At 62.4% G+C, this 12,912-nt stretch carries 15 protein-coding genes; 7 read left to right on the top strand and 8 right to left on the bottom strand.

The features are described 5' to 3' along the window. Nucleotides 1-47: 47 nt before the first annotated feature. On the bottom strand, nucleotides 48-1,157 hold the full coding sequence (gene ribBA / locus J3P86_RS15365; protein ID WP_434698346.1) for a bifunctional 3,4-dihydroxy-2-butanone-4-phosphate synthase/GTP cyclohydrolase II: 1,110 nt from the start codon (nucleotides 1,155-1,157) through the stop codon (nucleotides 48-50). 82 nt (nucleotides 1,158-1,239) lie between these two features. Here ribBA and J3P86_RS15360 point away from each other — a divergent pair, with 82 nt between their 5' ends. After that, nucleotides 1,240-1,533, top strand: a complete 294-nt coding sequence (locus J3P86_RS15360; RefSeq protein WP_434698345.1) for a DUF1330 domain-containing protein — start codon at nucleotides 1,240-1,242, stop codon at nucleotides 1,531-1,533. 9 nt (nucleotides 1,534-1,542) lie between these two features. Here J3P86_RS15360 and J3P86_RS15355 read toward each other — a convergent pair whose 3' ends face one another. The 7 genes from J3P86_RS15355 to J3P86_RS15325 all read right to left on the bottom strand — a co-directional run bounded on the left by J3P86_RS15355 (nucleotide 1,543) and on the right by J3P86_RS15325 (nucleotide 6,907). Continuing rightward, nucleotides 1,543-2,106, bottom strand: a complete 564-nt coding sequence (locus J3P86_RS15355; protein WP_305500547.1) for an NUDIX hydrolase — start codon at nucleotides 2,104-2,106, stop codon at nucleotides 1,543-1,545. A 2-nt stretch (nucleotides 2,107-2,108) separates the two neighbouring features. Next, entirely contained in the window at nucleotides 2,109-2,861 is a 753-nt protein-coding gene (locus tag J3P86_RS15350) for a GntR family transcriptional regulator (protein WP_305500548.1), read from the bottom strand. Nucleotides 2,862-2,922: 61 nt separating this feature from the next. Next, on the bottom strand, nucleotides 2,923-3,327 hold the full coding sequence (locus J3P86_RS15345) for a carboxymuconolactone decarboxylase family protein (protein ID WP_305500549.1): 405 nt from the start codon (nucleotides 3,325-3,327) through the stop codon (nucleotides 2,923-2,925). Between the two features lie 134 nt (nucleotides 3,328-3,461). Next, the gene (locus tag J3P86_RS15340) at nucleotides 3,462-3,947 is read right to left on the bottom strand and encodes a flavin reductase family protein (protein ID WP_434573721.1); all 486 of its coding nucleotides are present in this window, start codon (nucleotides 3,945-3,947) and stop codon (nucleotides 3,462-3,464) included. A gap of 12 nt (nucleotides 3,948-3,959) precedes the next feature. Continuing rightward, a complete protein-coding gene (locus J3P86_RS15335) occupies nucleotides 3,960-5,441 on the bottom strand; it encodes an aldehyde dehydrogenase (RefSeq protein WP_434698344.1) in 1,482 nt (493 codons plus the stop codon). Continuing rightward, nucleotides 5,438-6,271: an alpha/beta fold hydrolase gene (locus J3P86_RS15330; protein ID WP_434698343.1), complete on the bottom strand. Its 834-nt coding sequence runs from the start codon at nucleotides 6,269-6,271 to the stop codon at nucleotides 5,438-5,440. The genes J3P86_RS15335 and J3P86_RS15330 overlap by 4 nt, the downstream gene beginning before the upstream one ends. A gap of 45 nt (nucleotides 6,272-6,316) precedes the next feature. Then, nucleotides 6,317-6,907 (bottom strand): amino acid synthesis family protein, encoded by a 591-nt coding sequence (locus J3P86_RS15325; protein WP_434698342.1) that lies wholly within the window; start codon nucleotides 6,905-6,907, stop codon nucleotides 6,317-6,319. Nucleotides 6,908-7,593: 686 nt separating this feature from the next. Here J3P86_RS15325 and J3P86_RS15320 point away from each other — a divergent pair. The 6 genes from J3P86_RS15320 to tpx all read left to right on the top strand — a co-directional run bounded on the left by J3P86_RS15320 (nucleotide 7,594) and on the right by tpx (nucleotide 12,795). After that, the gene (locus J3P86_RS15320; protein WP_305500557.1) at nucleotides 7,594-9,003 is read left to right on the top strand and encodes a circularly permuted type 2 ATP-grasp protein; all 1,410 of its coding nucleotides are present in this window, start codon (nucleotides 7,594-7,596) and stop codon (nucleotides 9,001-9,003) included. Nucleotides 9,004-9,006: 3 nt separating this feature from the next. Beyond that, nucleotides 9,007-9,957 (top strand): alpha-E domain-containing protein, encoded by a 951-nt coding sequence (locus J3P86_RS15315; RefSeq protein WP_305500558.1) that lies wholly within the window; start codon nucleotides 9,007-9,009, stop codon nucleotides 9,955-9,957. Next, on the top strand, nucleotides 9,954-10,751 hold the full coding sequence (locus tag J3P86_RS15310; RefSeq protein ID WP_434601019.1) for a transglutaminase family protein: 798 nt from the start codon (nucleotides 9,954-9,956) through the stop codon (nucleotides 10,749-10,751). The genes J3P86_RS15315 and J3P86_RS15310 overlap by 4 nt, the downstream gene beginning before the upstream one ends. Before the next feature lie 186 nt (nucleotides 10,752-10,937). Then, nucleotides 10,938-11,432, top strand: coding sequence for a hypothetical protein (locus J3P86_RS15305; protein WP_434573732.1), 495 nt, complete (start codon nucleotides 10,938-10,940; stop codon nucleotides 11,430-11,432). A gap of 84 nt (nucleotides 11,433-11,516) precedes the next feature. Then, a complete protein-coding gene (locus tag J3P86_RS15300; RefSeq protein ID WP_305500564.1) occupies nucleotides 11,517-12,188 on the top strand; it encodes a DUF3313 domain-containing protein in 672 nt (223 codons plus the stop codon). A 106-nt stretch (nucleotides 12,189-12,294) separates the two neighbouring features. Next, a complete protein-coding gene (tpx, locus tag J3P86_RS15295) occupies nucleotides 12,295-12,795 on the top strand; it encodes a thiol peroxidase (RefSeq protein ID WP_434630446.1) in 501 nt (166 codons plus the stop codon). The last annotated feature ends 117 nt before the right edge of the window (nucleotides 12,796-12,912 follow it).

Genomic DNA, 12,912 nt, shown 5'->3' with positions numbered 1-12,912 from the left:
ATTGTCATCGCGAGCAAGCTCGCTCCCACAGGAAATGGGGCACAGGCCTACCCGGTAAAAGGAATGCTCTCCACTACCTCCAGGTCGTACCCGGTCAACCCGGCATACTTGAGCGGTGGCCCCAAATGCCGCAGCTTGCCGACACCCAGGTCCTGCAGAATCTGCGCGCCAGTCCCCACCTCAGAATAGATGCGCGATTGGGAACGGCTGAATTGCCGTGGCGGCTGGGTCAGTTGCGGCACACGCTCGAGCAACGCCTGGGATGACTCGTGGTTGGCCAGCACCACCACCACGCCACGACCTTCCTCGGCGACCCGTTGCAGCGCCGCCCACAACGTCCAGTTGGACGGGCCGTTGTACTCGGCACCCACCAGGTCGCGCAGCGGGTCGATCACATGCACGCGCACCAGTGTCGGTTCTTCCCGGCGGATGTCGCCCATGACCATCGCCATGTGCACGCCGCCTTCGATGCGATCTTCAAAGGTGAACAAGCGGAAGATACCGTGCACCGTCGGCAGTTCCCGCTCACCGATGCGCACCACGGTGTGCTCGGTGCTCAGGCGGTAGTGGATCAGGTCGGCGATGGTGCCGATCCTGATCCCGTGCTTGCGGGCGAAAATTTCCAGGTCCGGGCGGCGCGCCATGGTGCCGTCATCGTTCATGACTTCGACAATCACCGATGCCGGCGTGAAGCCTGCCAGGCGCGCCAGGTCGCATCCGGCTTCGGTATGCCCGGCGCGGGTCAGTACGCCGCCTTCCTTGGCCCGCAGCGGGAAGATATGCCCCGGTTGCACAATGTCCGTCGGCCCCGCATCAGGAGCAACAGCGGCGGCGACGGTGCGCGCCCGGTCAGCGGCGGAGATACCGGTGGTCACGCCCGTGGCGGCCTCGATGGACACCGTGAAAGCGGTGCTGAACACACTGCCGTTGCTTGGCACCATCTGTTCGAGGCCCAGGCGTTGGCAGTGCTCATCGGTCAGGGTCAGGCAGATCAGCCCGCGTGCTTCGCGGGCCATGAAGCTGATCGCCTGGGCATTGCAACAATCGGCGGCGAGCAGCAAGTCGCCTTCGTTTTCCCGATCTTCGTCATCCACCAGCAACACCATCTTGCCCAGGCGGTAGTCTTCGATGATTTCCTCAATGCTGTTAAAGGCCATGGCGGGCTCTCTTTGTTTTGGAGGGTGCAGGATGGAAACAGCTTGTGGTATACCATAATACAAAACGAACACAGAGGTCACTATGAAGGCGTACTGGATTGCTCATGTGGATGTCACCGACCCCGATCAATACAGCCAATACACCCAGCGCGCGCCAGCGGCGTTTGCCTTGTATGGCGCACGGATGCTCGCCCGGGGCGGACGCAGCAAAGCGATGGAAGGCAGGGCCACGCCGCAGCGCAGCGTGGTAATCGAATTCGATTCCTACGAACAGGCGCTGGCCTGCTATCACTGCGAGGAGTATCAGCAGGCGAAGAAGCACCGTGAAGGTGTGGCGCGGGCCGAGGTGATCATCGTCGAGGGCGTGGCGCCCTGATCGCAGGCGTCAGCGGATGAAGTGAATCTTGCCGCTGTCGTCGTTGCCCATGTAGATGCCGTAGACCCCGGCCTGGCGTTCCTCGATGTAACGTTCGAGGATCTGCCGGATGGCCGGGTAATAGATGCTGTCCCATGGGATGTCTTCGGCAGCGAAGAATTGGCAGGCGAGGGTTTCCGCGCCGAACTCGCCGGTGATCTCCAGCGCGATGGCGCGGAAGATGATGTACACCTCGCTGATTTTCGGCACGCTGAAAATCGAGTAGGGCGAGATGATTTCGGCGCGCACGCCGGTCTCTTCCCAGACTTCACGCAGGGCCGCCTGCTCGGTGGTCTCGTTGCCTTCCATGAAGCCGGCCGGCAGTGTCCAGGTGCCGGGGCGCGGCGGGATGGCGCGTTGGCACAGCAGGTATTTGCCGTCCTGTTCGATGATGCAGCCGGCGATGATCTTCGGGTTCACGTAGTGGATGTAGCCGCAGCCGCCGCACATCAGCCGCTCATGGGTATCGCCCGCTGGCAGGCGCTGGCTCAAGTCAGTGCCGCCACACTTTGGACAAAAGCTCGGGCTGAACATGATCAGCGTCCTATGCGAGGTTCTTTCAACGCGATGGGCGCGGTGATTTCCGGGATGTTGCCGGTCTCTTCCTGCTGGCGCTTGAGGTATTCCAGCGCGACCTTGGCGGCGGCGCGTACGTGATCGACGCAGGCCTGGTGGGCCACCAGCGGATCGCCACTCTTGATCGCCTCGACCATGCGTTCCATTTCCTGGTTGCTGCTGCCACGGCGGTTTTCCTGGGACACCGACGTCGCCCGCAGGTAGCTGATGCGCGCCTGCAACTGGCGCAACTGGGTGGCGGCAACGTGATTGCCGGAACCTTCAAGCAGTACGTCGTAGAAACCCTGGACCGAATCCAGCACCTGCTGCAGCTCGCCGTCCTTGAGGGCCTTGCGGTTTTCCTCGAGGGCTTTTTCCAGCGCCTTGATGTCCTTGGCCTTGGCCCGCAGGGTGAACAACTGGACGATCAAGCCTTCGAGCACGCACCGCAGCTCATAGATATCACCGGCGTCGGCCAGGGTGATGATCGCCACCCGTGGACCCTTGGCATCGGCGAACTCCACCAGGCCTTCGGATTCGAGGTGACGCAGGGCTTCACGCACCGACGTACGGCTCACGCCCAGGCGGTCGCACAGGTCGCGTTCAACCAGGCGATCGCCCGGCAGCAGCTGGAAGTTCATGATGGCGCTTCGCAGTTTATCCAGCACGATTTCGCGCAGGGTAACGGGGTTGCGATTGACCTTGAAGCTGTCGTCGAGTGGCAGGCGTTTCATGGGGTCCGCTCTGTGATGTGGCTGTCCATGCAAAACGGGCAAACATCCATGCTCGTTCAGTTCAAACAGCCGAGGGTTGACTGGAGGCCTCGGCGTCGGCTTCGGCGAAGGCTTCGCGGGCAAGCCGGAAACTGTCTACGGCAGCGGGGACGCCGCAATAAATGCCGACCTGAAGCAGAATTTCGCGTATTTGCTCACGACTCAGTCCGTTACGCAAGGCGCCGCGCACATGCAGCTTGAGTTCGTGCGGGCGATTGAGCGCCGAGATCATCGCCAGGTTGATCATGCTGCGCTCCTTGAGCGACAAACCCTCGCGGCCCCAGACATGGCCCCAGCAATATTCCGTGACCATTTCCTGCAGCGGCCGGGTGAAATCGTCGGCGTTCTCGATGGCGCGGTTGACGTAGTCCTGGCCCAGTACCTGGGTGCGGATCTTCAGGCCTTGCTGGTATTTTTCGTTGCTCATACGAATCCCCGAAAATAGTGATGGACCTGTGGGAGCGAGCCTGCTCGCGAAAGCGCTGTGTCAGACGCATCATCACCAGCTGATCCACCGCCTTCGCGAGCAGGCTCGCTCCCACAAGGGGATATGTGCAGCCTTCAAGCGAGCACGGGCAGCGGGCCCAGCTTGCCTTTGTGGTAGATCATCGGCGTGACCGGTTGCGCGGGCAGGATCAGGTTCTTCACCGCGCCGACGATGATCGCGTGATCGCCACCGTCGTATTCGCGCCACAGCTCGCACTCGATGATCGCCGTGGCTTTACCCAGCAACGGATTGCCCAGGTCGCTCAGGTGCCAGTCGATGCCTTTGGCCTTGTCCTTGCCTTTGCCGGCGAAGGCGTAGGCTTCGGCGGTCTGGTCGGCGGACAGCAAGTGGATCGCGAACTGCTTGCTGTCGCGCAGGATCGGGTACGTATCGGAGGCATAGTTGGGACAGAACAGTACCAGCGCCGGGTCGATGGACAAGGCGCTGAAAGCGCTGGCGGTGATGCCGACGATATTGCCCTCCGGGTCCAGGGTGGTGACCACCGTGACGCCGGACGGGAAGGAGCTCATGACTTCTTTGTAGATGCCGGGTTCGATCATTTCTCAGGACTCCTAGCGCATCACGAACGGGTCAGGCATGGGTGCCTGGGAAAGGTTGATCCACACCGTTTTCAGCTCGGTATAGGCCAGCACTGAATCGATGCCGCTTTCGCGTCCGTAGCCACTGTTCTTGAACCCGCCGATCGGCGCCATGGCCGAGACCGCGCGGTAGGTGTTGACCCAGATGATCCCGGATCGCACGTCCCGGGCCAGGCGATGGGCGCGGCCCAGGTCACGGGTCCAGATGCCGGCGGCGAGGCCGAACTGCGAGTCGTTGGCGATCGCCAGGGCTTCGGCTTCGTCCTTGAAACGAATGACCGAGGCCACCGGGCCGAAGACTTCTTCCTGCATGATTTTCATCGAATTGCGATCGCACTCGAACAGGGTCGGCTCGTAGAACCAGCCGGCGCCAAGGTTCTGCGGGCGCTTGCCGCCGGTACGCAGGCGTGCGCCTTCGGCGATGGCATCGGCCACCAGGCCTTCGACCACGGCCAGTTGCTGCGCGGTGGCCATGGGGCCCATCTCGCTGGCGTCTTCCTGGGGGCTGCCGATGCGAATGCGCTGGGCGCGCTCCACCAGGCGCGAGACGAACTCGTCGTAGATTTCATCCTGCACCAGCAGTCGCGATCCGGACACGCAGCTCTGGCCGGAGGCGGCGTAGATCCCGGCAATCGCACCGTTGATGGCGCTGTCGAGGTCGGCGTCGGCAAAGATGATGTTGGGCGATTTGCCGCCCAGCTCCAGTGACAGCTTGGCGAAGTTCTCGGCGCTGCTGCGCACCACATGCCGGGCCGTGGCGGCACCACCGGTGAAGGCGATCTTGCGCACCAGCGGATGGCGGGTGAGGGCGGCGCCGGTGCTGGGGCCATAGCCGGTAATCACGTTGACCACGCCCGGCGGAATCCCAGCCTCCAAGGCCAGGCGGGCGAGTTCCAGGATCGTCGCCGAGGCGTGCTCGGACGGCTTGATCACGATGGTGTTGCCGGCCGCCAGCGCCGGGGCGAGCTTGATCGCGGTCAGGTACAGCGGGCTGTTCCAGGGGATGATCGCCGCGACCACACCCATGGCTTCGTGCACGGTGTAGGCGAACAGGTCCGGCTTGTCGAGGGGCAAGGTGCCGCCTTCGAGCTTGTCGGCGAGGCCTGCGGTGTAGTGGAAAAACTCCGGCAGGTAGCCGACCTGGCCACGGGTTTCACGGATCAGCTTGCCGTTGTCGCGGCTTTCGAGCTGGGCCAGCTTTTCCTTGTTTTCGGCGATCAGGTCACCGAGACGGCGCAGCAGTTTGCCCCGAGCAGTGGCGGTCAGTCCGCGCCAGGCCGGGCTGTCAAAAGCCGTTTGTGCGGCTTGTACGGCGCGATCGACATCGGCTTCGTCGGCATCGGGCAGCTCGGCCCAGGGCTCGGCCAGCGCCGGGTTCAGGCTCTCGAAGGTCTTGCCGGACAGCGCATCGACCCATTCACCGCCGATGCACATCGAAAAGCGTGCAAGTGTCATGCAACGATTCCCTTTATTGGATTTTTTCGGGTATTGGCCGTGTCGAGGAATTCCAGCAGCAACTGGTTGACCAGGCGCGGCGACTCTACCGGCATCATATGCCGTTGCTCGGCGAGCACGGCAACCGTGGCGCCGGGAATCCGCTCGGCCAGTTGCCGGGCCATTTCCGGGGTCGAGCCGGGGTCCAGTTCGCCGGTGGCAATCAACGTCGGCGCCTGGATGCTGCCCAGGTCGTCGGCGCGGTACATGTCCTGGGTGGCGAACAGCTCATAGGTGGTCAGGTAACCCTGGGGATCGTTCTGCGCCAGGGTCTGGCGCAGCGCGGCGATCTGCGCCGGATTGGCCGCTTGGTATTCGCGGCTGAACCAGCGCGACAGCGCGGCTTCGGCGTTGGCGTCCGGGCCATGCTCGGCGGCCTGGGCGGTGCGGGCGATGACCCCCGCGCGTTGTTCGGCGCTGCGGTTGAATACGCTGTTGAGCACCACCAGGCCTTGCAGGCGCTGCGGGTAATGCAAGGCGAAGGCGCGTGCCACCAGGCCGCCCATGGAAAAGCCGATCACGCTGGCCTGGGGCAGTTGCAAGTGGTCCAGCAATTCGAGCAGCTGATCGGCGTACCCGAGCAGGCCAGTGCCGGTGGCAGGGCGCGGGCTGGCGCCATGGCCGAGCATGTCGTAGGCGATGACGCGGTACTTCGTGGCCAGGCCAACGACCTGGCCGCCCCACATTTCTTTGTTCAGGCCCACGCCGTGGATCAGGACCACGGGCTGGCCTTGGCCGGTTGCCAGGTAACTGGTGCCGGCCGGGGTGAGTTCAGCGGTGAGCCAAATCATGGAGCGCTCCTGCATGCCTTTTTTATTGTGGTTGCCCCGGTGGGATCACTGGGCCTGTTCGGCGGCCAGCTCTTCCAGGTCGATGTAACGATTGCCGATGCGTGGATGCAGGCGCCCGCCATCGGCGCAGCCCAGCACCACGACGATTTCGTCGGCGCGTGGAGCGTCTTCGATCTGCATTTCCAGGGTGATGTAGTGCGAGCGCAGGCCTTCGTCGTCCTTGTGCATCATCGGGATCTGGATCGAGGTGCCGGGGCCGCCGCGCTTGTTGGTGAAGCTCAGGTAGCTCTTGGCCTTGACCGCCTCGCGGTAATGGTTGCCGAAACGCAGGGTATGGATCACGGCGGAGGCGTGCTCGATCTCGCCGTCGGCACCGACGACCGCGGCCTTGCCATAGGCTTCGATCTTTTGCGCACCGCCGATGATGCCCACCAGGCGCTCGACCATCAGCGCGCCGAGATCGGAGCAATTGGCGCGGATCTCGGGTTTCAGGTCTTCGACAAAACCACGGCCCAGCCAAGGGTTCTTCATGACCACCGCCAGCCCGACCATGGTCACCGGCTTGTCGGTGACCTTGCCTCCTTCGATGAAGGTTTCTTCGACATAGCTGACGATCTTGCGAATTTCGAAACTCATGAGCTGCTCCGTGGGGGAAAGTGTCTGTGCGTATGATGGTATACCATAATACTGTTGGTGCAAGTGGCGGCTTGGGATTTGTGCAAGGGAAGGCGACGGAAGGCTGGGGGCGGGCAGGAGGTCTTGAGGATGCCAGGGAACCCCGTGGCGAGTGAGCTTGCTACCGCTCGGCGACGCAGTCGCCGCAAAGGAGTCCACTGGGTGTAACAGGTGAAATGGTTGCCGATGATGGGGCCGCTTCGCGCCCCAGCGGGAGCAAGCTCCCTCGCCACGATGTGCTTTCCCGCGAAATCTCGGCGCTTGAGCTATCGTTGGGTAAACCCGGCCATTTTTGCCGGTGGGTATAAATTTCCCCTTTTCAGGGCATCCGAGGCCAACTTCCCGCCCGACTGCACCGATTCGACCCGTTTGTGGTATCGACGCCGGGCACTGAAATAAACGTTTCAGCCAGCAAACCGATTTTTGCCGTCAAATAGAAAAGAAATTTCGCTTTTTCAGCGTTGCGCGCCGTTTTTTCCAGCATTGTGTGGATGCCCCCCGCGCTTAGGCACAGCGTTTGCTACGGCTCAAAGACGCAAGAACCAAGAGGTGCTCCAAGGAACAGGCTCATCAAACAAGGCAAGGCCAGACTGGTGAAATGACGAAGTCATAAGAAATGCCGTGTACGACACGGCTGGGAGTTGGCTATGCCCCACGCTTTTTTCAATGAAATGTATGACGCACAGGGTGACTGCCGCCCGCATTACCAAGCCTTCTCGCGCTGGCTGGCGGATACGCCGCTGGAGCTGTTGGAGCAACGCCGCCGCGAAGCCGACCTGCTGTTTCATCGCGCGGGCATCACGTTCACCCTCTACGGCGACGAGCAGGGCACCGAGCGCCTGATCCCCTTCGACATCATCCCCCGCAGCATCAAGGCCAGCGAATGGCAGACGGTCGAGCGTGGCTGCATCCAGCGGGTCCAGGCCCTGAACATGTTCCTGGCCGATATCTACCACGGGCAACGCATCCTCAAGGAAGGCATCATCCCGGCCGAGCAAGTGCTGGCCAACGAGGGCTACCAGATCGCAATGCAGGGCCTGGACCTGCATCGTGGCATCTACGCGCACATTGCCGGTGTCGACCTGGTTCGCGACGGCGACGGCAGCTACTACGTGCTGGAGGACAACCTGCGCACGCCCAGCGGCGTGAGCTACATGCTCGAAGACCGCAAGATGATGATGCGCCTGTTCCCCGAGTTGTTCGCCGCCCAGCGCGTGGCGCCCATCGACCACTATCCGAACCTGCTGCTCGATACCCTCAAAAGCTCAAGTCCACTCGACAACCCTACCGCCGTGGTGCTGACCCCAGGGCGTTTCAACAGTGCCTATTTCGAACATGCGTTCCTGGCCCGGGAAATGGGCGTGGAGCTGGTAGAGGGCGCCGACCTGTTCGTGCGTGACGACCACGTCTATATGCGCACCACCGCCGGCCCCCAGCAGGTGGATGTGATTTACCGTCGCCTTGACGACGCCTACCTCGATCCGCTGTCGTTCAATCCCGATTCGATGCTCGGCGTGCCCGGGCTGGTCGCGGTCTATCGTTCCGGCAACGTGGTGCTGGCAAACGCCGTCGGCACTGGCGTGGCGGACGACAAGTCGATCTACCCCTATGTCGACGAGATGATCCGCTTCTACCTCACCGAAGAGCCGATCCTGAAGAACGTGCCCACCTGGCAGTGCCGCAAACCCCAGGACCTGTCCCATGTGCTGGCGAACCTGCCGGACCTGGTAGTCAAGGAAACCCAGGGCTCCGGCGGCTACGGCATGCTGGTGGGGCCGGCCGCCACCGCAGCGGAAATCGAGGATTTCCGTGCCCGTCTCAAGGCCCGGCCGGAGGCGTACATCGCCCAGCCGACCTTGAGCCTGTCCACGTGCCCGACTTTTGTCGAAAGCGGCATCGCCCCGCGCCACATCGACCTGCGTCCCTTCGTGCTGTCCGGCAAGGAAACCCGCCTGGTGCCCGGCGGCCTGACCCGCGTGGCGCTGCGCGAAGGCTCGCTGGTGGTGAACTCGTCCCAGGGTGGCGGCACCAAGGACACTTGGGTAGTGGAGGACTAAGACATGCTTTCAAGAACCGCTTCGGACCTCTATTGGATGTCCCGCTACCTGGAGCGCGCCGAGAACCTGGCGCGCATGCTCGAAGTCAGTTATTCGCTGTCGTTGATGCCCCAGGCCGGGCGCAGCGACGGGCATGCCGAGCTGGCGATGTCGCTGTTGGCGGCCGGTACGCTGGACGATTACAACGCCCGTTATGACGCGCTCAACAGCGAGCGCATGCTGCATTTCTTTGCTCTGGATGAAGCCAACCCCGGCAGTATCTATAGCTGCCTGCGTGCCGCGCGCACCAATGCCCACGCCGTGCGCGGACGCATCACCGCCGACATGTGGGAAAACATCAACGCGACCTGGCTGGAGATGCGCAACATCGCCAGTAACGGCCTGGGCCGCTACGGCATCAGCCATTTCTGCGAATGGGTCAAGGAGCGTTCGCACCTGTTCCGCGGCGCGACGTCGGGCACGATCATGCGCAACGACGCCTACAGTTTCATTCGCCTGGGAACCTTCATCGAGCGCGCGGACAACACCTTGCGCCTGCTGGACGCGCGCTACGAGATGTTCGGCGAGGAGTCGGAGGAGGTCAGCGACAACTCGGCGCGCGGCTATTACCAATGGAGTGCCTTGTTGCGGGCGCTGTCTTCGTTCGAGGCGTTCAACGAGATCTACCGTAACGCTCCCAACGCCGAGCAGGTCTCGGAGATGTTGCTGCTGCGGGCCGACGTGCCGCGCTCGCTGCATGCGTGCATCGAAGAACTGGACCATATCCTCGCCAGCCTGCCTGGCAACAACGGTCGTCCGGCCCAGCGCCTGGCCGCGGAATTGAATGCGCGCCTGCGTTATTCCGGCATCGACGAGATCCTCGCGTCGGGCCTGCATCAATGGCTGACCGAACTCATCGGCCAGATCCGCCACCTGGGCCAGACCGTCCACGATGCCTACCTGGAGGTGGTATGAAATTGTCCATTCGCCACGACACGACCTACAGCTATGCCGACGAAGTCTGCACCAGCATCCAGTTCCTGCGCCTGACGCCCAAGGACAGCCCGCGCCAGCGCATTCTGCAATGGCACCTGGAGTTGCCACGCCTGGTGCGCAGCCAGCTCGATCCTTACGGCAACATCCTGCATGTCATGACCATGGACGAGCCGCATGGGGCTCTGGTACTGACCGCTTACGGTGAAGTACAGATCGACCAGACCGTGGAGATGGAGCCTGACAGCCAGTCACCGCTGCCGTTCCTGCGCACCAGCCGTCTCAGCCAGGCTGATGAGAGCCTCAGCGCTTTCGCCGTGGCCCGGTGCGGGGCACGGCGTGATCGTTCGGCGCTGGCCGACTTGATGAATGGCCTTGCCGATCGCATGGCCTACCTTCCCGGCACTACCGCGGTCAGCAGCACGGCGGCCGAGGCGTTTGCCGGCGGTGCCGGCGTCTGCCAGGACCACGCCCATGCATTCGTGGCGTGTGCCCGCAGCCTGGGCGTGCCGGCGCGCTATGTGTCCGGCTACCTGTGCACCGAAGACGAAAACCACCTGGCGAGCCATGCCTGGGCTGAAGCCTGGCTGGGGGATGGCTGGTACAGTTTCGACGTAACCAATCGCCTGACCCGTCCCGATCGCCACCTGAAACTGGCGATCGGCCTGGACTATCTCGACGCCTGCCCGGTGCGCGGCATGCGCCGGGGCGGCGGGGCGGAGCAGATGCACGCGCGGGTGCAGGTGAGCTCGATGGTGCAGGTGCAGCATCAGTAATTTATCCAATAAAGCCTGAGGCCCCTTCGCGAGCAGGCTCGCTCCCACAGGGTTTCGGCCGGACACCGGTCCGTTGTGGGAGCGAGCCTGCTCGCGAAGTTGGCGGCACGGTTCTTTTGCGTACGCAGCCGTGCGAACCTGTCATCATCGCGCTTCGCAACACCCCCTTGATAAAGGAACAGCGCCATGGACGATGTACAGCAATTGGGCGAAATGCTCCGTCACTACGCCGACAGCGAAGCGCACAAGAAGCAGCAGCACCAGGCCCACTCGGCAGTATGGGCTGAGCGGATCGAGGCGTTGTACGGGCAGATCGAGCAATGGTTGGCGCCGGTCCTGGCGCCGAACCTGCTGGAGTTGAGCCGTGGCGCGTATGTCGCCCATGGGCCGAGTGTTCCTGCCGAGACGTCGACTTTCAAGACGGAAAAACTGACGTTGTCCATTACCGGTAAACCGGTTGAGTTTGTGCCGGATGTGATGGGCGCGGGCGGGTTGATTTCCTTGTCGATCATCGGCCTGACCGCCACTCGCCACGGCAGCATTTCCCTGGTTTGCCAGCCGCCATCAACGCAGTGGCAATGGCGCAGGACCAACGGGCTGAAAGATCCGGACACCTACGTCTTCGATGCAAATTTCCTCGCTCAGCAGTTGCAGAGTCTTATACCGCGCGAGCGAAGCTGAATACGCTTGGCCGGGCAAAACCCCGCGCATTGGCTATACCTGTAGTTCCGCCCCCCGTCGGGTGTGGCTTACAGGAGTAACAGCATGAAGTTCGCCTCCATGATCGGCACCGTTTGCATCGCCTCGCTCGCGCTCGCGGGCTGCTCCAGCAAAGTCACCCAGCCGGACGAGTATTCCGGGTTCCTGGGGGACTACAGCCGGCTCAAGGAAGAAAAATCGCCGTCGGGGGCCGAGGTGATGCGCTGGGTCGATCCGAAGATCGATCTGGCGAAGTATTCCCGCATCTATATCGAACCGACCCAGCTGTACCCCAAGCCGCAAGCGACGGTGAAAATCCCGTCGGCAACATTGGCCGGCATCACCAGCTACTACGACCAGGCGCTCAAGCGTGAAGCCGGCAAGTCCCTGCCGCTGGCGACCAGCCCTGGCCCGGGTGTCCTGGTGGTGCGGGCGGCGATCACCGCGGTCAGCAGCAAGACCGAGGGCCTGAAACCCTACGAAGTGATTCCGATCGCCCTGGTGGCCGCCGCGGTCAGTACCGCCAGCGGCATTCGTGACCAGGAAACCACCCTGGGCACCGAAGCGGTGTTTCTCGACGGTGGCAATAATGCGGTAATCGCCCAGGTGGTGCGCAAGGGCACGGGTAAACCGTTGTCGAACGAGTCCCAGGTCATGAAGCCCGATGATGTCAAAGGAGTCATCGATGGCTGGGCGGCGGATCTGCATCAGTCATATTTGCAGCTCAAGGCTAAATAGCAGGCCCGGTCACTCGTGACTTTTTGTGTGCAGGCATAGGTCGGAGCACCATTTCATGGTTAACTCCGGCCTCACCATTTTCAAACCTGTCAGAAGGAATCCGTTCATGGCTCAAGTCACTCTCAAAGGCAACCCTGTCCAAGTCAACGGCCAGTTGCCCCAAGCCGGTTCCAAGGCGCCAGCCTTTTCCCTGGTTGCCGGCAATCTGTCGGACGTTTCCCTGAAGGATTTCGCCGGCAAGCGCAAAGTGCTGAACATTTTCCCAAGCGTCGACACGCCGACCTGCGCCACTTCCGTGCGCAAGTTCAACGCCCAGGCCAACGACCTGAACAACACCGTAGTGCTGTGCATCTCCGCCGACCTGCCGTTCGCCCAGGCCCGTTTCTGTGGTGCCGAAGGCCTGGAAAACGTGCAGAACCTGTCGACCCTGCGCGGAGCCGAGTTCATTGAGAACTACGGCGTTGCCATTGCCGACGGCCCGCTCAAAGGCCTGACCGCCCGTGCCGTGGTGGTGCTGGATGAAAACGACACCGTGCTGCACAGCGAGCTGGTCAAGGAAATCGCCGAAGAGCCGAACTACGACGCGGCGCTGGCTGTCCTGAAGTAAGTGCTTTGAAATAACTGCTCTGAAATAAAGTATTTATTACAATTGTTAACGGCCTGGCCTGACCAGGCCGTTTTCATTTGTGTTTCAAAGCTTTAGCTAACCGGGCGGAATGTAAGC

Source organism: Pseudomonas sp. D1-1, assembly GCF_051132225.1.
GTDB lineage: Bacteria > Pseudomonadota > Gammaproteobacteria > Pseudomonadales > Pseudomonadaceae > Aquipseudomonas.
This window is presented reverse-complemented; position numbering and strand designations above follow the sequence as displayed.